The sequence below is a fragment of the Streptomyces sp. TE5632 genome, from assembly GCF_054061295.1.
Genome location: NZ_JBSSEA010000002.1, coordinates 94,169 through 118,728 on the forward strand (window position 1 = coordinate 94,169; position 24,560 = coordinate 118,728).

General features: G+C 67.8%; 17 protein-coding genes and 5 pseudogenes. 9 read left to right on the plus strand and 13 right to left on the minus strand.

Going from position 1 to position 24,560, the window contains the following annotated elements; translation table 11 throughout:
* Positions 1-2: 2 nt before the first annotated feature.
* Positions 3-919: pseudogene (locus ACVW19_RS02490) on the minus strand (cation diffusion facilitator family transporter).
* Between the two features lie 123 nt (positions 920-1,042).
* Between ACVW19_RS02490 and ACVW19_RS02495 the strand changes: the two are divergent.
* Positions 1,043-2,068, plus strand: coding sequence for a glutathione S-transferase family protein (locus tag ACVW19_RS02495; RefSeq protein ID WP_457456145.1), 1,026 nt, complete (start codon positions 1,043-1,045; stop codon positions 2,066-2,068).
* Between the two features lie 118 nt (positions 2,069-2,186).
* Positions 2,187-2,297, plus strand: a pseudogene (locus ACVW19_RS02500) (DUF4235 domain-containing protein); the annotation flags it as partial.
* A 29-nt stretch (positions 2,298-2,326) separates the two neighbouring features.
* Here ACVW19_RS02500 and ACVW19_RS02505 read toward each other — a convergent pair.
* From ACVW19_RS02505 to ACVW19_RS02525, 5 genes are all read right to left on the minus strand, one after another.
* The gene (locus tag ACVW19_RS02505; RefSeq protein ID WP_457456147.1) at positions 2,327-2,707 is read right to left on the minus strand and encodes an HD domain-containing protein; all 381 of its coding nucleotides are present in this window, start codon (positions 2,705-2,707) and stop codon (positions 2,327-2,329) included.
* Positions 2,708-3,177: 470 nt separating this feature from the next.
* Positions 3,178-3,924, minus strand: a complete 747-nt coding sequence (locus tag ACVW19_RS02510) for a restriction endonuclease (protein WP_457456149.1) — start codon at positions 3,922-3,924, stop codon at positions 3,178-3,180.
* A gap of 532 nt (positions 3,925-4,456) precedes the next feature.
* Positions 4,457-5,569 (minus strand): glutamate--cysteine ligase, encoded by a 1,113-nt coding sequence (locus tag ACVW19_RS02515; RefSeq protein WP_457456151.1) that lies wholly within the window; start codon positions 5,567-5,569, stop codon positions 4,457-4,459.
* An 878-nt stretch (positions 5,570-6,447) separates the two neighbouring features.
* On the minus strand, positions 6,448-6,957 hold the full coding sequence (locus ACVW19_RS02520) for a hypothetical protein (protein WP_457456153.1): 510 nt from the start codon (positions 6,955-6,957) through the stop codon (positions 6,448-6,450).
* Positions 6,958-7,045: 88 nt separating this feature from the next.
* On the minus strand, positions 7,046-7,663 hold the full coding sequence (locus tag ACVW19_RS02525; RefSeq protein WP_457456154.1) for a hypothetical protein: 618 nt from the start codon (positions 7,661-7,663) through the stop codon (positions 7,046-7,048).
* A 931-nt stretch (positions 7,664-8,594) separates the two neighbouring features.
* Between ACVW19_RS02525 and ACVW19_RS02530 the strand changes: the two genes are divergently transcribed.
* From ACVW19_RS02530 to ACVW19_RS02555, 6 genes are all read left to right on the plus strand, one after another.
* Positions 8,595-11,165, plus strand: a complete 2,571-nt coding sequence (locus ACVW19_RS02530) for a Pls/PosA family non-ribosomal peptide synthetase (protein ID WP_457456156.1) — start codon at positions 8,595-8,597, stop codon at positions 11,163-11,165.
* 141 nt (positions 11,166-11,306) lie between these two features.
* On the plus strand, positions 11,307-14,597 hold the full coding sequence (locus ACVW19_RS02535) for a non-ribosomal peptide synthetase (protein WP_457456158.1): 3,291 nt from the start codon (positions 11,307-11,309) through the stop codon (positions 14,595-14,597).
* A 37-nt stretch (positions 14,598-14,634) separates the two neighbouring features.
* Positions 14,635-15,642 carry a TauD/TfdA family dioxygenase gene (locus ACVW19_RS02540; RefSeq protein ID WP_457456160.1) on the plus strand — a complete coding sequence of 336 codons (1,008 nt, stop codon included), beginning with the start codon at positions 14,635-14,637 and terminating at the stop codon, positions 15,640-15,642.
* Positions 15,639-16,709 (plus strand): 2,3-diaminopropionate biosynthesis protein SbnB, encoded by a 1,071-nt coding sequence (gene sbnB, locus ACVW19_RS02545; protein ID WP_457456162.1) that lies wholly within the window; start codon positions 15,639-15,641, stop codon positions 16,707-16,709. The genes ACVW19_RS02540 and sbnB overlap by 4 nt, the downstream gene beginning before the upstream one ends.
* 41 nt (positions 16,710-16,750) lie before the next feature.
* Positions 16,751-17,803, plus strand: a complete 1,053-nt coding sequence (gene sbnA, locus ACVW19_RS02550; protein WP_457456164.1) for a 2,3-diaminopropionate biosynthesis protein SbnA — start codon at positions 16,751-16,753, stop codon at positions 17,801-17,803.
* A gap of 356 nt (positions 17,804-18,159) precedes the next feature.
* Positions 18,160-18,420: a hypothetical protein gene (locus ACVW19_RS02555; protein WP_457456166.1), complete on the plus strand. Its 261-nt coding sequence runs from the start codon at positions 18,160-18,162 to the stop codon at positions 18,418-18,420.
* A 114-nt stretch (positions 18,421-18,534) separates the two neighbouring features.
* Here ACVW19_RS02555 and ACVW19_RS02560 read toward each other — a convergent pair whose 3' ends face one another.
* The 6 genes and pseudogenes from ACVW19_RS02560 to ACVW19_RS02585 all read right to left on the minus strand — a co-directional run bounded on the left by ACVW19_RS02560 (position 18,535) and on the right by ACVW19_RS02585 (position 21,513).
* Positions 18,535-19,287, minus strand: a complete 753-nt coding sequence (locus ACVW19_RS02560) for a hypothetical protein (RefSeq protein ID WP_457456168.1) — start codon at positions 19,285-19,287, stop codon at positions 18,535-18,537.
* Positions 19,284-19,604, minus strand: a complete 321-nt coding sequence (locus tag ACVW19_RS02565) for a hypothetical protein (protein WP_457456170.1) — start codon at positions 19,602-19,604, stop codon at positions 19,284-19,286. Before ACVW19_RS02565 ends, ACVW19_RS02560 begins: the two co-directional genes overlap by 4 nt.
* Positions 19,605-19,637: 33 nt before the next feature.
* On the minus strand, positions 19,638-19,943 hold the full coding sequence (locus ACVW19_RS02570; RefSeq protein ID WP_457456935.1) for a M23 family metallopeptidase: 306 nt from the start codon (positions 19,941-19,943) through the stop codon (positions 19,638-19,640).
* A gap of 99 nt (positions 19,944-20,042) precedes the next feature.
* Positions 20,043-20,285, minus strand: a pseudogene (locus ACVW19_RS02575) (peptidoglycan-binding protein); the annotation flags it as partial.
* Positions 20,286-20,406: 121 nt separating this feature from the next.
* Positions 20,407-20,994 (minus strand): annotated as a pseudogene (locus ACVW19_RS02580) (peptidoglycan-binding protein); the annotation flags it as partial.
* A 258-nt stretch (positions 20,995-21,252) separates the two neighbouring features.
* Positions 21,253-21,513 (minus strand): hypothetical protein, encoded by a 261-nt coding sequence (locus tag ACVW19_RS02585; protein ID WP_457456172.1) that lies wholly within the window; start codon positions 21,511-21,513, stop codon positions 21,253-21,255.
* A 698-nt stretch (positions 21,514-22,211) separates the two neighbouring features.
* On the opposite strand from ACVW19_RS02585, the pseudogene ACVW19_RS02590 reads away from it, so the two are divergent.
* Positions 22,212-22,466 (plus strand): annotated as a pseudogene (locus tag ACVW19_RS02590) (polyprenyl synthetase family protein); the annotation flags it as partial.
* 165 nt (positions 22,467-22,631) lie between these two features.
* On the opposite strand, the gene ACVW19_RS02595 reads toward ACVW19_RS02590, so the two are convergent.
* On the minus strand, positions 22,632-24,503 hold the full coding sequence (locus ACVW19_RS02595) for a DNA/RNA non-specific endonuclease (RefSeq protein ID WP_457456173.1): 1,872 nt from the start codon (positions 24,501-24,503) through the stop codon (positions 22,632-22,634).
* Positions 24,504-24,560: the final 57 nt, after the last annotated feature.

Here is a 24,560-nt window from a genome sequence, read left to right on the forward strand (position 1 = left end):
CCTCAGGCCCCGCCGCGCTCCCCCGTCGCGGCGGGGCTCTCCCGTGCCTCCCGCGCCTCCGGGGCGTTCCGGTCGGTGACATCGAGGAAGACCTGCGCCGTCTCGGGGACCGCGTCGCCGACGGACCGTTTGATGCGGACGGCGACCTCCTCCACCCGTTCGCTGTCCAGGCCCGGTACGAGGTCGACCCGGGCGGACACCAGGGCGGTGTCGAGGCCGGTCTTCACCGTGGAGAGGGCCTCCACACTGCCGATCTCGGGCTGCGCCACCAGCAGCCCGCGGATCCGCTCACTCGCCTCCGGATCGGCCGCCTCACCGATCAGCCGGTCACGGGCGTCCCGCCCGAGCCGGTAGGCCACGCACACCAGCAGCGTCCCGATGGCGAGCGGGGCGGCCGTCTCCCACACCACCTGCCCGGTGGTCAGGTGCAGTGACATGCCCACAATGGCCAGGGTGACGCCGAGGACGGCGGTGCCGGGTCGCGCAGTCCGTCGGCCAAGCCGCCCTGCCCACGCACCTGGTACAAGGCCCGCAGCAGCGAGCCGCCCTCGTCGAGGAGGGCCTCGCCGAGCACGACCGGTCCGGCCACATAGCCTCCGAACTCGGTGGCACCGCCGCCACGGCGCGCTTCGAAACCCTGGTAGAACGAGAAACAGCCCCCCCCCATCACGCAGATCCCGACGGCCGCGAGGAGCGACCAGAAGTACCGCTCCTTGCCGTAGCCGAAGGGGTGGCGCCGATCCGGTGGCCTGCGGCTGCGCCGCAGCGCCGCCAGCAGGAAGACTTCCTTCAGGCTGTCGGCCGCCGAGTGCGCCGCCTCCGAGAGCAGCGCGGGTGACGCGGCGGCGAGGCCGCCGACGGCCTTGGCGACCGCGATCACCAGGTTGGCTGCGAGCGCGGCCAGGACGGTGACCCGGATCCTGCGATCCGATCGGGTGCTCACCCCGGCCGGTTGCCCCGGCGACCCCGGTCACACCGTGCCGACCGCCGAAAACGGGGAACGCGGTCACAGTGGCTTCGAAGCGACGAGGAGGAGGACATCATGAGCCGCGACGAGGGGGCCGGCGGCAACAGCGCCTACGGACGGAAGGCGTTCAAGCGGTCGAGGGCCCACTTCGTGGACCGGATCACCGCGGACGGCAGGGACGGATGGCCGGTGGCAGCCGGACGCTACCGGCTCGTCGTCAGCCGGGCCTGTCCATGGGCGAGCCGGGCGCTGGTGTCCCGGCGGCTGCTCGGTCTGGAGGACGCTCTGTCCCTGGCCGTCGCCGACCCGGTCCAGGACGACCGCAGCTGGCGCTTCACCCTGGACCCGGACGGCCGTGATCCGGTTCTCGGCATCCGGTATCTGAGCGAGGCGTACGACCGGCGGGAGACGGACTACCCAGGCGGGGTGAGTGTCCCCGCGATCGTGGAGGTGGCCGGCGGGCAGCTGGTCACCAACGACTACCAGCAGATCACTCTCGACTTCGCCACCGAGTGGACGGCGTTGCACCGCGCAGGCGCGCCCGACCTGTATCCCGAGAAGCGGCGCGACGAGATCGACGCGGTGATGGCGGAGGTGTTCGACGACGTGAACAACGGGGTGTACCGGGCGGGCTTCGCCACCGGTCAGCAGGAGTACGAGAGGGCGTGCGCGGGCGTGTTCCGGCGGCTCGAACTCCTGGCGCGGCGGCTGGCGGGGCAACGGTACCTTGTCGGCGACACGATCACGGAGGCGGACATCCGGCTGTTCACCACGCTGGTGCGGTTCGATGCCGTCTATCACGGCCACTTCAAGTGCAACCGCTGGAAACTGACGGAGAACCGGGTGCTGTGGGCGTATGTCCGCGACCTCTACCAGACGCCCGGCTTCGGCGACACCGTCGACTTCGACCACATCAAACGGCACTACTACCAGGTGCACACCGGCATCAACCCGACCGGCATCGTGCCCCTCGGCCCCGATCTTTCCGGCTGGACGGCGCCCCATCACCGCGAGGAACTGGGCGGCCGGCCGTTCGGCGACGGGACGCCGCCGGGGGCGGTCCGCGCGGACGAGGAGACAGCCGCGCGAGGCCGCCCCTGACCCCTTCGGCCCACTCAGGCACCGAACCGGTGCGCAGCGATTCGACTGATCCGTACGGAACCGACGCGACCGACCCGGGAGATCTACGTGGCGAAAAGGGAAGACCAAGAAGAAGAAACTGCCCCTGGCCTACAAGCCCATCGGGTTCGCGTTGGGCTGGACGAGCGGCACCGTGGCGGGGCTCACCTTTCAGAAGACGTGGAAGCTGATCCGGCACGAGGACGACGCCGCGCTTGCCGAAAACCTCCTCCGTGCAGGTCACGCGGCATGTTCGTACGCGTGGAGGATGCCTCCCAGACGTTCGCGCCCGCATAGGTCGAAGCGGGCGATCTGCCTCGGAGCGTTGATCGCCGCGAGCAAGGGGTGGAGCGGTCGGGCGTTCGCAATGCCCGGGTGCGGCGTGTGCTCGTTGGAGAAGGACTCGAACTCACGCAGGGCGTGCAGGAGAACGAGCTGAATGGTGTACCCCACGTCGATGGGATGGTCGGAGTGTTCGGCGAGGATCACCACCATCATCACCATATGCCACGAGTGCTCCGCTTCGTTCTCGCGGCGGTCCGCCGCAGCGAGGGGAGACTGACGGAGGATGGTCTTGAGACGGTCCACCTCAACGAGAAACGAGAAAGGCGAGCTGGGCACACAGTCGATCATCGAAGTCGTCGGGAAAGGGCGTCTTCTCAGCAAGTGAGCTCCGGGGCTCATCACTCATGGGCTCATCGTGGCATGCGCCGTCCGGCTCGCAGGTGACTCTTGGCTCCAAAACCACCAGACGAACGCTGCTTCTGGCGATGATGGACTTGGGCAACCCTCCGCGACCGCTCCCCGAGGCCCGTGCCAGAACCCGGAACCCGGAACTCACCGACACTCGTACACCGCGACCCGAGGCGTCCTCGCCGCTGACCGACACGCGGTCTCGAAACCCACCGACACACCCACCGGGCCCGCCAACTGACCGTGGACCTGCCCAACCCCGGCGACCGGATCCTCACCGACCGCCTCGCCCCGCTCATCGCCGATGGGACCACGGCATCTCCTGGCTCACCGACCGCCTGGAGGGCAAGCCCGCCCCGTCCACCTGCTGGGCGAAGCCCATCCGGCGCTGACCGACGTCAGCGGGCCTCGACGTCCCGGACGGCCTCCACGGCCTCCCAGGGCCGGGACCCGCTTCCATCTGCCCAGCACACCAACGCCTGCCGGTCCACACACACGATCCCGCACTGCTCGGCGTACTCCACCGCCGGCGCGGTGAAGCCGCTGGTGGTGACAAGGACGGCAACGTCGGCCTCGTGGATGGCGAAGCAGGTGCCGCCGAAACGCTGCATGTCCTGAGAGCCGACCCGGTGGGAGTCGCCGTAGCGCTTGCACTGGATGACGACCCGCCACCCCTCGGGGGACACCGCCACAACGTCGGCGCCCAAATCCCCGGCACCGCCCACGACTTCCACACCGGAACAACCGTCACGCTCGCAGAGGGAGGCGACCACTGCCTCGAACTCCTCGGCATCCAGGGCGTCATAGTCGATGTCAATGCCGAAAGCCACTCGCTGACGAGGAACGGCCATGGTCTCCCACACCTCGGCCGCCTCCGTCGCCGCCTCGTCGAGCGCGGCCGCGGCCCGTCGTGCCGCTCTCGCCGGGTGAAGGCGGCGCCCCAGGCCCGCGATGCCCGCAACACCCAGCAGGAGCAGGGCGAACGCCCAGCCGGGACGCCGCTCGGCGATGTCGACCGCCGTGCGGGCCCCGAATCCCAGGACGCTCACCACCACGGCCAGAAGGACGAAGAACAAAGCTGTCGAGCGCAGGTCGAACACACGCCGACGGTTCACGGACGGTGTACAACGCACAGGTGCGGCCACGGGATGAGCCCCCTCCTCGGAATCGACGCAAAGATCACTTCCTCCGTCTGCCCAGGACCCGACGTTATTTAGACAAGACGATTGCCGACCACGGCCGGACGTGCCACCGCGATCTTCTTCACGAACGGGCCGATGGCGAAACCCTCCGCCAGGACAGCACACAGGCACCGAACCCGCCGCGCCGCGCAAGGAGAACCCCCGGCTCACACCCGCGAACGAAACCCCGCGGACAGCCTCAGCCCTTCCCCCGCAGCACAACTCGACCCGGCCCGGGCAACGACACCCCTCAAGAAACATCCACACCCGGGAAACAAGCACCCCCGAGGAAACCGCACCACCAAAGCCACACCGCACATCACAAACAGGCCGCGCAGATGCGGAAGCGGCGGAACCCGAGGGCCCACTTCAGTCTGGCGGCGATCCCTGGTCTTGGCGCGGTGGCGCCGGGCCGGCGAGGCCAGTCGCAAGACCTCCACCTGTCCTCTCAGCCGCGATCAGCCTGACGACAGCGAACCCGCGCAGCGGAAGGACGTCAGCTGCTCGTGGTCAAGTCGGCGCAGCGGGTCACAACACGGGCGAGGCTACCCTCCTCAGCCAGCAGTCGGCGTTGCGTACGCGCCCCGTTGCCCTGTTCGAGGAGGCAGGCGATGCCCTCACGGACGAGATCCTCATCGCCGTGGTCCACCAGCGCCTCGCGAACGTACCGGTACATCGCCTGCACCGCGCCGGCAGCGGAGGTCTCGCGCATGGTCTCGGGGTGCAGGAGGGGACCGTCGAGACCCGAACGTCCCGCTCGCCACGAGGCGAGGCGCAGCAGGCCCGTCCCGACCCTGTCCGGCGGCACACCGTCCTGCCAGGCCCGGGCGGACGTCTCCACCAGGGCGCGTGCGAGCGCGGCCATCAGCACAGGCCCAGACGCGTCCAGGCACACGTCCGCCACACGGATCTCCACGGTGGGATACGAGGCGGAGAGCCGGGCGTCGAAGTAGACCATGCCCTCGTCACGGAGAACTCCCGTCTCGACCATGGCGGTAACCTGCTCGTGGTAACGGTCGGCGGACCCGAAAATCTCGACCGGGCCGGCGGACGGCCAGCGGTTCCACACCCGGCTGCGATAGCTGCCGTAGCCGGTGTCCTGCCCCTGCCAGAAAGGCGAGTTCGCGCTCATCGCCGTCAGAACCGCCAGCCACGGGCGTATACGGTCAAGGACAGCCACACCCTCCTCGTCGGAGTCCACCGACACGTGGACATGGCAGCCACAGGTCAACTGCTCCTGAGCCATCAACCCGAACTGTTCACCCAGCCACCGATAACGGGTACCGGTACTCAACGACGGCTTGACGACCAACGGCGACGTCGCCACAGCCACCACCACCGCCCCGGCAGTGTCCGCGTGCCGCGCCGCCTCCCTACGGCAGCGGGTGATCTCCTCCTGGAGTCGGCTCATTTCCGTCACCGGCTCAGTCGCGAACTCCACCTGCTCCTGTTGCAGTTCCTTCTCGAACTGGTGTCTCTTCGCGCCGGCCCTGTCGTGCTGCCAGGCCCGGCGGTCGGCAGCCGCGAGCGCCGCGCCGGAGACGGCGACCGGCACACCACTGTTCGGGTCCACCAGCAGCAGTTCCTCTTCCACACCCACACTTCGCACGCCGTCGCCCCTTGTCTCCTGCTCGCCAGTCCCGGCTCCCGCCCGGATCGCGGCAGGCAGGAGCCCCCTGCGACGACGCGCAGTGCCCGGAGGAACCGCCGGGCCCGCTGCTGGCGGCAGGGGGGCCTCGACTCATCCGCCGACGGCCCGGGACTTGGAGGCAGGCTGCTGAACGGTTGCCGGGTCGGGGACATTACAGCCCAGGGCAGCCGGAGGACACCACTGCTCCGGAAGACACAAAGTGGCAGCGTTCCAACCGGCCGGCCGACGCCGCCAGCAGGAGAGGCTCTTCGAGGCACCCACCATCGGCACCATCTGGTGAATATGACCACAGAGCCGCCTTGAACAATACCCTCCACAGCAATTCCCGCCAAAGCACTAACGGAGGGGGCTCAGCCCATGCAGGGGGAGCCGGAAAGTTCGCCAGGACGGACCTCGTCGTCCATGAACCTTCGGCCGACATGTGGCGGAGAACGACAAGAAGCTCTGATGCTTCAGATTGCTTCCGATCAATACCGGCGCTCTCCGTCAGACGATCCGCATCCGGAATCCGCTGGGCGGGCGGGCAGGCACCCGGAAGAGCGGGTTCCGGAGATTCAGGTCGTCCAGGCAGGCGGAGCAGGTGGCCGGGGCCGTCGGCGGCGGGGCGACCCAGGTGCAGGGCGGCCAGCCGCCGACCTTCGGACAGGTCCGCGTGCGCGGCCCGTGCCTCCTGGAGGCCGAGGTGGAGCCACCCCCACAGGGCGAGCGTGTGGGGCAGAAGCCAGGCCGGGCGTGCTCCTTCAGCCGATATCGGAGCGCACCCCGGAGGGCTCCAGCTCCCCAGGACCTGGCAGAATTTGACGAGCTGCTGCCAGTACCGCAGTCACCGGCCGCTGTCAGGCGGGCATGATCTGCCCGTTCTCGATTTGAAAGTTCTCGGTCGGTGAGCAGCCGATCGACGGCGTGATCAGCAGGCTGACGGCAACCGGTGCGGGCTCCGTACCGGCGGTGGAGAACTCGCACACCGCTTGGCGACCGGTCAGCGGGAACCAGAACCAGGCATCCGCCTCGCCGACCAGAGCACGGTCCGATTCTCTCCACGCACCGTCTGTGGAGGTGAAGACCTGGAGGCGCACGGATGCCGTGAGCGGATCGGTCTGCGACCGCAGAGCGGTGAGTGTGAACTTGACGTCCCGGGCCAGGACCGATGTGGCGATCCGTCGGCGCTCTGTCGCCCGAGCCGCGGTCTGCGGTTCCTTCCCCTGGCCGGCCGTCGGGCGGGTCTGCGGGTCGGCCGGCAGCGGGTTCGGCGGGCCGCCGGTGGTTGCGCCGATCGTGACGGTGGCGGCCGTGGCGGTGGCCAGGGCGACGCCCCAGCTCATGAGGGTGCGGAAGTTCTTGCTCACGACGTCTCCCTGCGGGGTGATGGGTGCGGGCCGGCGGCCGCTGCTCTCGCCACCGCGTCCTGGGCGGCGCCGATACCGCCTGGCGCGGCTACTTGCCGGGGAAGGGCGGAGGTGTGGGCGTCGGCGCCCCGGACGGGCTGCGGCCGTCCCCGGTCCGCTGAGGCCACACGTCGAAAACTTCGAAGGTGAGTTGCCAGGTCGCCGGCGTCAACACCCGCTGTGTCACCTGGCCACGCGCCTTACGGAACTCCCCGGTGCCTCCGGTGATCGCGTTGACGACCGGGCTCGGTGCCGGAATTCCGGCTTGCTCGCCCTGGATGGTGATGTGCCCTTCCGGCAGCACCGCGGTCGACGAGCACTGTCCCGCGTTGCGTTCGAGGTCGGCAAGGACGCAGGACCCGCCGAAGCGTCCGACGAAGCGTTCTTCCGGTCCCTCGGTCGACACCAGGTTCCCGCTGAAGAGGAACTGGTCGCCGACGCTGCGGCCCGTGGCACCCAGATCCAGCTCTTCGCCTACGTGCAGCCGGGCCTCCACGCGGAGGGTGCGGCTTTTCGCCGAGGGGCCGTCGGCGGGGTGGGTTACCGCAGTCTCGGCCGTCTTCTGCGGGACCACGTCGGTCGACGCAGAACCGATGAGAGCGAGCCCGGCAGAGCCACCGAGAACCGCAACGGCGAGGAAGATGAAGGGTCGGCCGGCGAAGCCCACGGTCGCCTCCGTGCTTGTGGGAAGGGGCAGAGTCAGGGCCGCCCGGGCTTCGTCCGACGCCGCCGCCGCCGGACGGCGGCGCGTCGGGTCGGTTCACAGAAGGCAAGGCACCCGAGCAGATCCAGGGACCGTGGGCGAGAACGTACGAGAAGGCCCGCGGCATTACCGGGAGAGTTCGTCATGTTCACTCTGGTCGTGACGAAATTCGTCCGAATGCATTCATGACGGACCCTCCGTCCAGCGGAAACATTAAGGGCGGTGACGGCGACGCGCTCAACAGCGGGCCAAGATTGAGGCCGTTTGGGTGCATGAGTCCACCCGTCTTCACGACCGCCTTTACGATCTCGCCAGCCGTAGCCTCGCAGGCCTCCACCGCCGTTTCCCGGAGCGCAACCGCACTAGCACCGCACGTCGGCCAGGCACCGGCACCCACCTCCATCACCGACTACCGGCGCGGCGTGCACCACGGAATCCACGATGGGCTCCGCCACGGCCCACAACCTCACGCGCGTCGGCGGCGCTCTCGCCGAAACATTCCACGCCCGGGCCGTCCCCGCCACGGTCCGCGCTCAACCGATCAACGCGCTCCGCCCGCGTCCACGCACTTCACCCGCCACACGGTCCTGCACCTGCCCCCGCAGCGGCTCCCGCATGCCCCGATCCACCCAGCCACCGCACCGAGACACACAGCACGACGAACGACCCCCCGGGAACCCGTCCGGTGGATTTGGGCCGAGCGAAGACACGGCACCGCAAGCTCCGTCTCAGTAACACGCACCTGCTCTGCAATACCGGGCGCCAGGCCGTTGTAACCGGATCCCCCGGCATCGACGACCCCTCGTGTCGCGCTACGTAATCGTTCGAGTGGCACCCCGTCGGTGGACGACAGAGACTGGAGCGTGATGGTTCCGTGAGCGCTCAAGGAGCTTGCATGCTGGAAAAGTCTGCCGAGTCCCTGACGACCGTGCCGGATGAATCTGGATTCGCCAAGCACGGGACGCACGGCCCGTCGGAAGGAAACAGTCCGTCAACAGACGCGGAAAGAGATCTTGCCGAGGTACTCGCCGGCGTCGTGGGTGTCGAACAGGTTTCGATCGACGCTAATTTCTTCGACGACCTCGGCGCCAATTCATTGGTGATGGCGCAATTCTGTGCACGCGTCAGGAAACAGGCGGATCTACCGTCAGTTTCGATAAAGGATGTCTACCTTCACCGGACGATCCGCAGCCTGGCGAAGGCCCTCACTGACACCGGAACCGGCATCACTGCCACACCCGCCCCCGCCGGCTCGTCGGACCCAGCATCCTCGGAGTCCGTGACTCCGGTCGGCACGTTGCAGTACACCCTCTGCGGACTGCTGCAGTTCCTGCTTTTCCTGGGATATTCTTTCCTCGTTGCAACTCTCGCTGACCGCGGCTATGCATGGATATCCGCCGGCTCGAATGTGATGGATATTTACCTGCGATCGGTCGTCTTCGGCGGCGTCGGCTTCGTCGGTATGTGCACTTTCCCGATCGTGGCCAAATGGATCCTCATCGGCCGGTGGAAAGAACGCGAGTTCCCGGTCTGGGGTCTGACGTATCTACGCTTTTGGACCGTCAAAGTGCTGCTCCACGCCAACCCGATGGTCTTCTTCGTCGGCAACCCCCTGTACGTGCTCTATCTACGGGCACTCGGCGCACGCATCGGCACGGGTGTCACAATCCTCTCGCGCAACGTTCCGGTCTGCACCGACCTGCTCACGATCGGCGCCGGCACGGTGATCCGCAAGGAGTCGTACTTCCTGTGCTACCGGGCGCACGCCGGCCGCATCCAGACGGGTCCCGTCACCCTTGGCCGAAATGTGTTCATCGGTGAGAAGACCGTGCTCGACATCGCCACGTCGATGGGCGACGGGGCGCAGCTCGGTCATACGTCATCACTGCACAGCGGCCAGGCGGTCCCCAGCGACCAGCGGTGGCACGGATCTCCGGCGCAGCGCACGGAGCTCGACTACGTGCGGATCCCGCCCGCCAGGTGCGGCACTTTGCGCCGGGTCGGTTTCGGCCTCGCCACAGTGGGTCAGCTGTTCTTCCTCACCGTTCCGTTGGCCGTCGGGGGCCTGTACATGCTGTTGACGGAAGTCCCGGCACTGAACAACCGGCTGGCCCCGGGCGTAACAGGACTCGTGTCGGCAGAGCTCTATGTCGATGCGCTGATCGTGTCCTGCGTTCTGTTCTTCAGCTTCGTCGTCGTGGGCATCGTCGCTCTGTTCACCGTGCCGCGCCTGCTGAATCTGCTGGTCGAGCCGGGCAAGGTGTATCCGCTGTACGGCTTTCATTACTCATTGCACCGGGCGATCGCACGCATCACCAACGTGAAGTTCTTCACATGGCTCTTCGGCGACAGCTCCTACATCGTCCGCTATCTGCGCGGCCTTGGATACGAGCTGTCGCAGGTGGAGCAGACCGGGTCCAACTTCGGCACGGAAGTACAGCACGAGACCCCGTATCTGTGCTCTGTCGGCAGCGGCACGATGGTCGCCGACGGTCTGTCGATCGTCAATGCCGACTTTTCGAGTACGTCTTTCCGGGTGTCCCGTGCGTCGATCGGACGGCACAACTTCCTCGGGAACAACATCGCGTATCCGTCCGGGGCGAAGACGGGCGACAACTGCCTCCTCGCGACGAAGGTGATGGTTCCACTCGATGGCGAGGTACGTGAAGGGGTGGGCCTGCTCGGCTCGCCGTGCTTCGAAATTCCCCGTTCGGTGGAGCGCGACTTGCGGTTCGACCACATGCGGACCGAGGCCGAGTTGCCCCGCAACCTCGCTGCCAAAAACCGCTTCAACATTCGGTCGATGGCCCTCTTCCTGCTCGTGCGGTGGTTTTTCTTCTTCGTCGTCACTGTGCTTGCCCTCACGAATGCCGAGCTGTATGACTCCCTCGGTCACGGAGCAATCGCAGCATTCCTGGTGCTCAGCCTGGCATTCACCCCCCTCTATTTCATAATGGTGGAGCGTGCCATCGTTGCTTTCCGCGGGCTGCGACCGCAGTTGTGCTCCATCTACGACCCGTATTTCTGGTGGCACGAGCGTCTGTGGAAGGTTCCTGACGAGTACCTCAACATCTTCAACGGCACCCCCTTCAAGAACATGATCTGGCGGCTCCTGGGTGTCCGGCTCGGCAGCAGGGTCTTCGATGACGGCTGCTACCTGACGGAGCGGATGCTCACCACCATCGGGAGCGACTGCACTCTCAATGCGGGGAGCAAGATCCAATGCCACTCGCAGGAGGACGGCACCTTCAAGTCCGACCGCAGTGCGATAGGGGACGGATGCACCCTCGGTGTCGGCTCCCACGTCCACTACGGAGTGACGATGGGTGACGGCTCGGTACTTGCACCCGACTCCTTCCTCATGAAGGGCGAGGAAGTACCACAGCACGCGCGGTGGGGTGGCAACCCGGCCACGGAGATGAGCGACGCCCCCGGTCAGCCCCCGGCACTGGCACGGCAGGGGTAGCACAGCACCGTCTTGGTCAAGTCGGTTCGACCGGCCGGACAGTCCGGCCCGGCGGTCTGCCGACAGCGACGAAGACAGAGGAGCCGGCCCGGTCGGCGGCGACAGACATGGTGGCCACGGCGAGTGGAGAGGTACTGATCGATGGCAAAGCGAGTGGCGGACCGGGAATTCTGGCGCGGTGTGCTAGTCACCGGCGGATCCACCACGATCCCTCGGTGGACGCTCCGTCCCGTGACGGGTGTCGACGAGCACGAGGCCACGATTTCGGACGACGTCATGAACGCCTTGCGCCGGTTGGCGGAGGATCTCACGATGCCTCTCGGCTCCGTGATGCTCGCCGCGCACGCCAAGGTACTCGCCGCGCTGTCGGGCGAGCACGAGGTCACGACCGGCTACGTCGTGGAGGAGGGCGGCCGACCGTTGCCCTGCCGGCTGACGACCGCACCGACATCATGGCGGGCGCTACTGGCCGACACCCATCGCGTCGCGTCGGAACTGCTGTCGCACAAGGACTTTCCGGTCGACGAACTCAGACGCGAGCTGGACCTCGCCGAACCGTCGACCGAGACCGTCCTCGATCCGAACCCGGCCCTCGGTCCCTGTCCGACGGACGCCGCCGGCGATCTCGCCGATGACACCGTGCTGTGGACGGCTTTCTCGGAGCGCAGGGGCCGGCCCACGCTGCGGCTGCGGTACCGGACCGACGTGATCGACGCGGACCACGCCGCCAGGATCGCCGGTTACCACCTCACCGCGCTCGCGCTCATCGCTGCGGATCCGGATGCCGAGCACGCGCGGCAGAGCCTGCTCTCCGACGAGGAGTTCCGGTTCCAGCTCGAAGGGCTGTCCGGACCGCGCCGTACCCTCCCGGACGCCCGGGCGCACGAGCTGTTCGAACAGCGGGTGAGGCTGCACCCGAAGGCCGTCGCCGCCGTGCACGGCGACCGGGAGTGGACCTACCAGGAGCTCAACGCACGTGCCAACCAGCTGGGACGAGCCCTGTTGGCGCGAGGGCTGCGACGCGAAGATGTCGTCGCGGTGGTGACCGAGAGGAACCTGGACTGGATGGCCTCCGTCCTCGCGGTCTTCAAGGCCGGAGGCGTGTACCTGCCCGTCGATCCACGCTTCCCGGCCGATCGCATCGCGGCCATGCTCTCCCGCGCCGAGTGCGGACTCGTGCTCACCGAACCCACGAGCGCAGACTCGCTCGACCAGGCCCTGGACTCCCTACCAGGAGTCCAGAAGCTCTTCATCGGCACGGCGTACGACGAGGGCGGTCGCGACGACGACCTGGGCATCGCCGTCGCACCGGACCAACTCGCCTACATCTACTTCACCTCCGGCTCCACTGGAGAGCCCAAGGGCGCGATGTGCGAGCACGCGGGCATGCTCAACCACCTCTACGCCAAGATCGAGGACCTGGAGCTCGACGTCGACGAGGGACAGGTGGTCGCCCAGACCGCTCCGCAGTGCTTCGACATCTCGCTGTGGCAACTGTTGTCCGCCCTCCTGGTGGGTGGGCGGACCCTGCTGGTCGAGCAGGAGGTGATCCTGGACGTCCAGCGGTTCGTCGACAGGATCGCCCGCGGCCGGGTCACCGTGCTCCAGGTCGTGCCGTCGTACCTCGAAGTCGTCCTGACGTATCTGGAGCAGCACCCACGCGAGCTGCCCGGCCTGCGGTACGTGTCCGTCACCGGTGAGGCGTTGAAGAAGGAGCTCACGCAGCGCTGGTTCGCGGCCAAGCCCGGCATCAAGCTGGTCAACGCCTACGGCTTGACCGAGACCTGCGACGACACCAACCACGAGGTCCTGGACCGGGTGCCGGACCGCGAACGGGTCCCGCTCGGTCCCCCCGTCAGCAACGTGCACGTCTACGTCGTCGACGAACAGCTGTCACCGGTACCGCTCGGCGCCCCCGGCGAGATCGTCTTCTCCGGCGTCTGCGTCGGCCGCGGATACGTCAACGACCCCGACCGCACCAAGCAGGCTTTCATGCCCGATTCGCACCGCGAGGGAGCCCGGCTCTACCGCAGTGGCGACCACGGCCGCTGGCTGCCCGAGGGCAAGCTGGAGTTCCTCGGACGTCGCGACACCCAGGTCAAGATCCGTGGCTTCAGGATCGAGATCGGCGAGATCGAGAACACCCTGCTGCAGGTCCCCGGCGTCCGCGACGGTGCGGTGGTGGTCGCCGAACCACCCGACCGGGGCAAGCACCTTGTGGCCTTCTACTCCGGCCCGACGTCGCTCCCCGTCGAGGACCTGCGGGACCGGCTGGGTGAGTCGCTGCCGGAGTACATGGTGCCGTCGGCCTTCCACTGGCGGGAGAGGCTGCCGCTGACCGCCAACGGCAAGACCGACAAGAGGGCACTGGCAGCACTCGTGGAAGAACCGGACGTCGTCGAGGACCGCGAAGAAGGCTCCCACATGCCGGGTACGCCGACCGAGCAGCGGCTGGCGGCCGCTTGGTCGGAGGTGCTCGGCATCCCGCAGGCCCAGATCGATCGGCGGGCCCATTTCTTCGACCGAGGCGGCACATCGCTGTCAGCCGTACAGCTGGTGATCACTCTGGACCGTGCGGTGTCACTCAAGGACGTGACCCATCATCCGGTCCTCGCCGATCTGGCCGCACTGGTCGACGGCAGGTCCGATCGGCGTTCCGGGCTGCTTCAGCCGCTGTGCGAACCGGACGGTGCGCCGACTGGTGCCCTGGTGTGCTTCCCCTACGCCGGCGGCAACGCGGTGAACTTCCAGCCGATGGCCAAGGCCCTGCAGGGCAGTGGGATCGCGGTCTACGCCGTTGAGCTGCCCGGTCACGACGTGGCCGCCGAGAGCGAGCCTTTCGCGTCGATGGCAGATGTGGTGGCTCAGGTCGTCGCCGAGATCACCGAAGGTGGCCTGCGCGGAGTCCTGCTGTGGGGTCACTCGTCGGGCGCGGCTTTCGCCGTGGAGACGGCCAGGCAGCTGGACGAGCGCGGGGTGGAAGTCCAACGGGTCTTCATCGGAGCGCAGTTGCTCGGCAACGCCGCCGACCGGCGCGATGCAGTCACCGAACTGACCGGGCTGAGCGACGCCGAGATCGCCGCGAAGCTGAGCGCGGACAGCGGCTACGCCGAGCTCCATGAGCTGGACGCGCAGCGTGCCGAGCACATCGGTGCGGCCTACCGGCACGACTGCGTGTCCGCTCACCGCTATTTCGCAGATCTCCTCGACGCTCCCCCGGCGGTGAAGTTGTCCGTGCCGGTCACCGTGGTCGTCGCCGCCGACGACCCGTTCACGGCTGATCACCCGCGACGCCACCACGACTGGGAGCTCTTCGCGGCCCACGTCGACCTGCAGGAACTCACCGAGGGCGGCCACTACTTCCTGCGCAGCCGTCCGTCCGAGGCAGCGCAGACCGTGCTGCGCACCGCCGAACTACTGCCTACTTCCTGAGCGGCGCACACAGCCGCACACTGAAAGGAACATCAGGATGTCCTCCATATCCCCGGCGTCGCTGCTCGACGAGGTCGATCTCCCACCCGGCCGGCCTCCGATCCTGCGGGCCGAGATCACCAGCGACGCGCCGCGCTGGGCAGCCGAGCACCGAGAGGCGCTGCGCGCCGTCGTCGCCGAGCACGGCTGCGTCCTGATCCGCGGCCTCGGGCTGCGTGATGTGGCCGGGGCCAGTGCCGTCTTCAAGCGGCTGAGCACCCGGCTGATGACCGAGAGGGAGGCCTTCGCACCTCGGCAGACCTATGCCGACGGCGTGTACTCCTCGGCGCAGTGGCCGCCGAACCAGCCGATGTGCATGCACCATGAGCAGAGCTACACGCTCGAGTTCCCCGGCCTGATGCTGTTCGCCTGCCTCACCGCGCCCCACCAGGACGGGGCGACCGGAGTGGCCGACGCGGCGGCCGTGCTCGAGGAACTGCCCACCGCGTTGACCGAGCGGTTCGAGCGGGAGGGCTGGCTGCTCACCCGCAGCTACAACGACGAGATCGGGTCGTCCCTCATCGAGGCGTTCGGCACCGACGAGCGGGGCGCTGTCGAGAGTTACTGCCGCGCCAACGACATCGAGTTCGCATGGCAGCCCGACGGGGCCCTGCGCACCAGGCAGCGTCGCAGTGCCGTGATACGTCATCCGGTCACCGGGCGACGCTGCTGGTTCAACCAGGTCGCGTTCCTCAACGAGTGGACGTTGGCCCCCGAGGTCCGCGAGTACCTCGTCGAGGTCTACGGCGCCGAGGGGCTGCCGTTCAACACCCGTTTCGGAAGCGGCGATCCGATCGGCGAGGACGTGGTGCAACTGCTCAACAAGGTCTACGAGGCCCACACCGCACGCGAGCCGTGGCAGGCCGGCGATCTGATGATCGTCGACAACCTGCGCACCGCGCACAGCCGGGAGCCCTTCGAGGGACCGCGCGACGTGCTCGTCGCGATGGCCGACCCGGTGCGAATGTCCGACTGCTCGCCGACCTTCGAGGTGACCGCCCGATGACCAGCGTCCCCACCTCCGTGACGGCGTCCGCAACAAGCGAACCGCACACCGTGCGGCCCTTCGCGGTGATCTCCGGTGCCCAGGTCCAGCAGGTGCTGGAGGGGCGCGAGAAGCAGATCGTCGAGTTGGCCGAGGTCGCCTACCGGCTGCACGGTGCCGGTGACTCGGTGAATCCGCCGTCGTACTTCCTGCGGTTTCCCGACCGTCCGACCTCCCGGATCATCGCGCTGCCGGCCTCGATCGGCGGGCACGTACGGGTGGACGGCGTAAAGTGGATCTCGAGTTTCCCGGAGAACGTGCAGTCCGGCCTCCCCAGGGCGTCCGCCGTGCTGATCCTCAACGACCAGGAGACCGGCTACCCGTTCGCCTGCCTGGAGAGTTCCATCATCAGCGCCACCAGGACTGCCGCGTCCGCGGTGCTGGCCGCGGACCGGCTCAGCCGGGACCGGCCACGGCCCACGCGCGTCGGGTTCTTCGGGACGGGCCTGATCGCCCGCTACATCCACACGTTCCTGGTCGGCAACGGCTGGTCGTTCGACGAGACAGGCCTGTACGACCTGTCCGCCGACAGCACGGCGGGGTTTTGCCGCTACCTCGAGCAGTCGGGCACCACAGGCCGGATCACGGTGCACCACAGCGCCGAGGAACTGATCCGCGGCAGTGACCTGGTGGTCTTCGCCACCGTCGCCAGTGAGCCGCACGTCAGCGACCCTGCGTGGTTCTCGCACAATCCTGTGGTTCTGCATGTGTCGCTGCGCGACCTCGCGCCGGAGGTCGTTCTCGCCTCGACCAATATCGTGGATGACGTCGAGCACTGCCTGAAGGCCGGTACCTCGCCGCATCTGGCCGAACAGCTCACGGGCAACCGGGACTTCCTGCAGGGCACGTTGGACGACGTGATGGCCGGGCGGGTGACGGTGCCGACGGGCCGACCGGTGGTGTTTTCACCCTTCGGCCTCGGGGTGCTCGACCTCGCGGTCGGCAAGTACGTCTACGACGAACTGGTCCGCTCCGGAGAACTGCACGTCATCGACGACTTCTTCCACGAACTGCGCCGTTACGGATAACCGTCCGGGAGCGCCCCGCTGCAGATGAGGAGGAGGCCGTCGTGCCTGTCATATCCGCTCCCCACGCCTTCAACGAGTCCCAGCTCTATGTCGACCTTGAGCCCCTCTTCGGGCGCCCCCTGCTCCTGAAGTGTGAGGGCTTCAACTTCGCCGGCTCGATCAAGCTGAAGGCCGCGACCGAGATGGTGGAGGCCGCCGAGCGGGAGGGAGAGCTCACACCGGATTCGATCATGGTCGAGTCCTCGTCCGGCAACCTCGGCGTGGCGCTGAGCATGATCGCGGCGAGCAAGGGCTACCGGTTCCTGTGCGTGACGGACTCACGCTGCAACCTGTCGACCAGACTTCTGATGGAGGCATTGGGCAGCCGGGTGCACACCATCGCCGGCTCGGACGCCAAAGGCGGTTTTCTGGGCGCGCGGATCGACTACGTCCGTGCGCTGTGCGATTCCGATGAGCGGTATGTGTGGCTCAGTCAGTACACCAATCCGGGCAACTGGAAGGCGCACTACCGCAAGACGGCGCCGGAGATCGCCCAGCACTTCCCGCACCTGGACGTACTGTTCGTCGGCGCCGGCACCACCGGAACTCTGATGGGCTGCGCACGCTATTTCCGCCAGTGGCACCGGCCGGTACGGATCGTCGCGGTGGACAGCGTCGGTTCGGTGACCTTCGGTGGCGCGCCGGGCCGCCGCATGATTCCCGGGCTCGGCATGAGCATTCCTCCGCCGCTGCTCGACGAGTCCTACGTGGACGAGGTGATACGCGTCGAGGAGACGGACACCATCCGTGCGTGCCATCGCCTGGCCAGACGCGGATTCCTCTTCGGCGGCTCCACCGGCACGGTCGTCAGTGGCGCGATGCGTTGGCTGGACGACCACGACACGCGTGAACTCACCGCGGTGGCCATCGCCCCGGATCTCGGCGAGCGCTATCTCGACACCATTTACCAGTCCAATTGGCTGCACGATCTTTACGGCGAGGAGCTGCTCGACTCCGATGAAACGGCCGCCGGCCCCTGGGCAGCCGACCCCGTGCCCACACTCCAAGGGGACCGCCCACCACATCCGCCCGCAAAGCGGCGACGGCGGCGGTGAAGCGCCGTCCGGTGGGACCGTCCTGGATCAGCGGTTCCACCGAAGTGGGTTCCCTTCCGTGTTCTGCGGACCATGCCTCCGGCTCCCTCTCCAAGCCCTCGACGGGCCGAGGCGACCCGAGCCGGGGCAGCATCACGCGCACTCACTCACTCGCCCGCACCGTCCCGGCGGGCGGTTTGCCGGACCGACCCTTATGGGTGGACACATGAGCGTCAGCTGGGCGTCGGCGTCGGCCCGGGGCGTTTCCCGGATGCGGTGCGCTGTGTTTCCTCCGAACGGAGGAGCACAGACACGGGACGTGTTCCGGGTTCCGGCGCAGCCCGCACAGAAGTGCCGGAAGAGCAAGGAGTTCTGAGATGGCAGCCGAGGCGGTAAGGACCGAAAGTCCCTGTGCCATGATGCGCCGCGCGGCAAAGAGCGCCCGCCGAGAGATCGAACGCCGCAGAGGCGAGGTCTTCCGCCTCCAAAGCGAGATCGGCCACCTCAAGGGGCGGCCGGACCCGGACCGGATGGCTATTGCCACCCTCGAGCAGAGGGTGGAGAGTCTGGAGGAGCAGCGCAAGCAGGACGAGTTGTCTCTCGACACCCTCGAGCAGGTGATCAGCGAGAACTGCTGACGGGCTGACGAGCGAGGCCGGCCCGATGGAACCGGCCGCGGCAGCCCGGACCCGGCTCGACACGTACCTGGCCGCGGTCGTTCCCTGTAGCGGAATCGCGGCCGGGCCGCCGTCTCAGTTCTGTCCGGCCACCGCCAAGGCGGTGAGGACGCGTCGGGTCTTGCTCTCTGGGTGCTCGGAGAGCACCACCCCGCGCTCCCGCACCGCATCCTCCAGCTTCCGCTGCTTGCGCTCGGCCCGCGCCGTGAACTTCTCGACGTCGTCCTCGCCCTTGGGCTTCACCCGGATCGAGACCTCCAGGAAATCCAGGTCGGCAACCGACCACGCCTCCAGGTCCGCCTCCAGGCCGTCGAGTGGAACCTCGTCGACCTTCGTGGAGAGGATCGGTCCCAGCGCGACCAGCCCGTCGAGCCGGATAGCGGGCGCGCAGGAGTGCAGGAACTGGTCCTGCACCGCGTCGAGCGACGCGCCGGGATCGGCCCCGGGCTTCACCGCGTCCGACAACACTCCCGGCGGGTGACCGTGCACCAGAGAGGCGGCCAGCACCCGGCGGTTCCCCGACCAGTCCTCCTCGATCTTGTACGTGAACGGCTCCGCTTCGAACGGGGCGGAGAACCGGCCGACCAGTTGCTCCCGGGTGCACGGACGCAATTTGACGGTCAGGTCGTCCGGGTTCCCGCCGATCCTGAGCCGCACGATCACGCCGCCGTCCAGCAGCGGCATCCGGCCCCCGGCGACGCCGTCCCGGTCCTCGGCAAACCAGATTCGACGCGTCGTCCTCGGGCTGCTCGACCCGCCGAGGGCCGACAGCGCCGCCGCCACGTCACCCTCGATGTTGACCTTGATCTCGATCGGCAACAGGTTCATCGCATCTCTCCCGCACGCTTCCTGGACGTTGTCGCGGACGTCCCGCAGTACTGCTGGACGAAGGCGTTGAACGCCGTGTGTCGCTCCTCCTCCGGCTCAGGGGCGCCCCCGTCCGGGCCCTTTCGGAAGAGGACCTCGCCGAGGCCGTCCGGCCGCATCTCGCACGAACCGGAGACGAACGTCCCGTCCGGCGACGGCGTGCGCGTGGCCAGGAAGCTCGTCAGGAAGCGGCAGCGCGTCGTGTCGGACGCCTCACTGAAGCAACGCTCCTGCTTGACGACCCACTCGACGACGCGGGCGGCCTTGGCGCCGCCCATCGCTGATTCCGAGCCGGACGGGCCGCTTGCCGGCTACCAGTTGGGGGGCACGTCGGATGTGAAACGGCCACCGGCCGGGCGCTTCTCGAAGTGGAGATGGGGGCCGGTGGCATTCCCGGTGGAGCCGACTTCCCCGATCTTCTGGCCGGCCCTGACCGAGCCCCCTTTCACGGTCTGCTCGGAGAGGTGGCAGTACCAGAAGTCGAATCCGCCGGCACGCAGCACGAGGAAGTCGCCGAAGCTGGAGTCGTGTCCGCTGCGGGCTATGGAACCGCCGCGCACCGCGACACACGGCGTACCGCGCGGAGCGGCGTAGTCCGCGCCGGTGTGGTAACCCAGGCTCCAGTGAGGTCCCTCCTTCCGGTAGGGGGTGGTGGTGCGGTGTCCCGGTACGGGAGATGCGACGCGGGCACCAGGAGTTGTGGTCGTCGTCGCCGTCGGAACGCGGAGCCGGTCCCAGGAGGTCTTGCCCGGAATGCCGTTGGCCTCATCACCCTTGAACCTGAGCTTGCGCTGCCAGGCGGCGTACGACTGTTGATCGACGTCGGTCCACTCCGGACCAGGACCCGTCCGGTACTTCCCGCACCCTTCCGCCACCAGGCGTTTGCCCATCGCGGTGATCACGGGACTGCGTTGTCCCTTGTGGAAGAATGCCGCTCCTGGGAACGGTGTCAACGCAGGCATGACCTTCCCTCCTTTCAGTAAGGGCCGGATCACGATGCGGATTCGCCTGTTGAACGCGCGAGATGTCACCGTACCGGCGCCAGATGTAGTTGATCGCTGCCGCGATGTTCGCCACCGGGTCGTGGATTCGGTCGGTCGTGCCCGCCTGGTGGTTCTCGGCGAAGGTATCGGGAACCACCTGGGCGTAACCGCGCGAGCAGTTGAGCTTGGCACCGTCCGACTGCACCGGACCTGTCGCGTTTACGTCGTCCCGGTTCACCGCGCTCGGCTTGAAGGACGACTCGCGGAACGTGAGGGTCAGCAGGTTCGCTCCGTTGTCGACCCCCGTGACCCAACTCCTCGGTGCACCAGTTCTGTCGCACGCCTGCTCGGCAAACGCGCGGGCCGTGGCCTCGTCGACGGCCACTCCCGAGTTCTTCGAGAAGCGCACGGAACTCTTGATGATGGCCCCGGGGTGGCGGCAGTCCACGACGAACCCACATCTGGCACCGAGTTCGGTCAGTGAGGAGCAGCCGGGGAATCCGTCGGCAGCCGAGCCGGTGAGTCCCAGCATGCGCTGCCACGCCGCGTAGGCCGATCTCGTCTGCTCACCGAAGAATCCGGTGGCGCCCGCGGGGATACGTACTCCGACTGCGGCGAGCGCCATCTGAGTGGCCTTGACCTCATCGTTGCGCTTGCCGAACCGCACGTTGGAAAGAGCAACCATCGTGCCTCCCGAGCATTGGAGGCCGGTAAGGAGTGAGCCTGTCGGTCGGCACAGCAACGCACCTGCCTGGCAGTTGCGCCCCCTCCCGGGGCCGCGCGCCGCTTACCGTCACAGTCACCCCTGGTTCCACCATGCGCCCGATGGAAGCCGCACGCAAACCCGGCACCATGCGGGCGCCCGGATTCTCGGATCTGCTGCCGCGGGCTCCACGCCAGGCGAGAGACCCGGGCGATGAGCGTGCCGTGGCGGCTGCCCGGCTCAGCTCTCCTCGGATCGCGGTACCAGTTCGAGTCGGCTGAAGGCATCCACCACCCGGGAGCATCGGCCAGCGGTGGCTTCCGTGGTGCGAACGGCGCCGTCGTCCAGCGTGCGCAGGCGGGTGACGGGTTCCTCCAGATGGGGAGCGTTGCCGCCGAGGACGACCCACTTGCCGACCTCGGGGTGTATGACCAGGGCGGCGTCGCGGTTCTCCTCGTCGGTCGTGGGGCGGTCGACCCAGATGCCGCAGCTGCCGGTCACGCCGACCGGCACGCCACCGGCGGACCAGGCGACCGTGACGGTGACCGTGTGTCGGCCCGGCCGTTCGAAGGGGAAGCCGTCGGAGCTCCAGAAGACCCGGTAGTCGGCCTGTGGAGGTCGTCCACCTGACCACGGTGGGCAGTCCCCTCGGGATGGACAGCGTCTACAACCGGCTCCTGTCCGGTGGGCCGAAAAGCCCGGAGAAGGTGGCGGACTGGCTCGATGCATGGTGCCCGGCCGACGCGGTGGCCATCGGATGTCCACTGGCCGACGACTGGGCGGACGGCCTGACCGACCTCGCCGTCGTCGATGCCCGCGACCGGGCCCACAGCATCACGGAGTGTCTCGCTCACGCCGACGTCGCCCGGTCGATCGGCAGTCACCTCGCCGGCTGCACGACGGTGGGTTGGTCGCACGGCTCCGGGAGGCCTCGATGTCCTCGTTCCTGGCCTTCGAGGCGGCCCCGGCTTTCTTCGACGGCCGAGTTCGACCGGCCGTCGACGTGCCGTACGTACCGCTGCCGAAGGGGACCGGCACGCGCGTATCCATCCGCCCCGCCCTCCGGGTTCGCGCCGTGTCCACACCTGGTGCGGCGGCGGTCGCGAACCTGCCGCGGTCCCCGCCCGGGATTCCGAGCGAGGTACTGACGCCGAGCCCGGCAGGCGGCGGTTCGTTGCGCGGACTCACCGATGGCTTCGATGAAGACGCAGGAGAAGTGCGCATCGACCAAACGGGTCGACCCCAACGAGTTCAAGGCGTTGAGCAACCCCTGTCGCGTCGGTTCCCTCGTGGCCGAGGGCAAGCACCAGGCGACGGCCCGTTTCGACCGCTACGGCTGCTGCCTCGGTGCGGCGTTCCAGATCCAGGACGACCTGCTCAACCTGACCGGCCTCTGCTCGCGGAACGGCAAGGAGATCGCCGGGGATCCACGGGAAGGCAAACGCACGCTCGTCCTCGTCGAATGCATGCGGCGCCGCACCGCCGCGCAGCGGGCGCGGGCCAGGGCCCTCCACGCGGAGGCGCTCACGGCGTTCGACGACCCTCCTGACTCCGACGACAAGCAGTTCCTTCTCGGCTTGCCGTTCCACACGGTCGAGCGGGACAGCTGGGGCGTACGGTCAATCCCACTGAATGTCGGACAGGGTCTCCAAGGGGGTCCGGTCGGCGACGGCTTCAGGTATCTGAAGAGTGTCACCCTTGTGCAGGGTGGCCGGGAAGCTGAGCCGGGTGCGGTTCTCGAGCTCGCCGAGGGTGACCTGGAAGACGCGGAACTCATCGAGTTCCAGGATTTCGAGCTGATCGAGGTTCTGGGTGAGCAGGAACCCCTTGGTCTTCAGCTTGCCGTGCTCGGTGAAGGCGATGACTTTCCAGAACTCGCGAGGGATCTTCACCCCGCGGAAGGTACGGTCGTCCTCCCGGAACACCGGCCCGCCGAACACACTGACCTTGAGGTCGTCGACCTCCGTGTCGGCGAAGACGGCGTCCTCCAGTTCGCCCCACAGCCCGTTCTTGGAGCTCTGGTTGAAGTCGTCCATCTGCGGAGTGATGTTGGTGTAGAAGAACGAGTCGGTGTTGGCCCTCTCGGCTTCCGGCAGGCTGCCCCACAGCAGATCGGCGCGGCGGGCTATGTGCCCGCGGTCGAGCCGGTTGTTCTCGTACAGTTCGTTGCCCACCTGCGCGGTGGCGGGCAGCCTCGGGTCCTTGACGAACGGGATGCCGTTGCGGCTGAGCTTCTTCAAGGTGCCACCGTTGATGTTCCAGCCCACCCAGAAGGGGAAGCGCCGCTTCTTGCTCAGGGCGAGCGAGAAGTGTGTGTAGGAGACCACCTCGGAACCGTTGAGGCGGATCGCGTCGCGAGTGAGGTCCGCGTCCAACTGCGGGACGTCGATCCGCTCGTCGAGGAAGTCCGTGGCATATCCGGCGACGGTCCGGATGTCTTCCGGGGCCGGCGGGGTCAGGCTGATCTCGAGCTTCTCGAACACCGAGGCCGGCAGGCACGCCAGCGCGTGCTCGTCCGGGTCGCCCGCGGCTTCACCGCCGAAGTGCAGCCCGGCCATGACCGTGCCAGGGCGGCCACCTTGTTTGAAGAGCCACACCGCGCCGGAGTCACCACCGCTGCTGATCTCCCCGGTCTCGGGCGGGCGGTCGGGGTCAGGGCCTATTTCGAAGCAGCCGATGGCCTTGTTTCCGACTTGACCGCCGTAGTTGAGCTTGGCGATGGTTTCGATGCGGCGGACTATGCCGTGGGTGACGCCGGTGGTCCGTCCGCTGGCGATGACCTTGTCGTCGAGCTCCGGCTGTCCCAGTTCCCTGGGGGCCACGCCCAGTTCGAAGATCTCCTGGATGAAGGCGCGATCCTCGATGGTGGCGATCGCGCAGTCACCGGCCACGCCCAAGTGGGACCTTTTGAGCGTGCCCAGGCGATTGCGGTGGATGCGGTTGTCGTCGTGCGGTCCGGGCTGGACGATCTCCACACCCAGTTCGCCGCGAGGGCCCTGCAGCACGTGCCAGTTGCTCAGCACATAGGGGGTGCCGTCGGTCTTGTCGTAGACGATGCAGCCGATCGTGCCCGCCGAGACCGTCACCGACCCGACACTCACCCCGGGCTCGATCGGGTCCAGGCGGGTCTTGCGCACCGGGCTCTTGGCCTCGGCGACCCTTCGGAACTGCGGTTTGTAGCTGCGCTCGATGACGTCGGTGGGCACCTCGGTACCGTCCACCGTGATCGTCTCGGGTATCAGCGTGGTGCCCAGCGTCTCCAGCACCTCCGGCTCGGCCTTGCTGTCCACCGTGAACTGCAGCGCGACCTGCCTGCCGCGCCGCCCGCCGGTGAGCTTGCGGCCGATGCCCACGGAGCTGATGTTCGGATCCTCCAGCAGCTCAGGTCCACGGGTTCGGATGTAACGTCGCAGCGAGGCGATCAGCTCCTCCTCGGAGGACGCCGGCTTCTTGGCCGGCGAAGTGCTCTTCTTCTTGGTCTTGGTGGCCATGGCAGGCTCATCCCTTCACCAAAGGAGGCGGCGTATGTGAGGCACGCCCATGGTCCG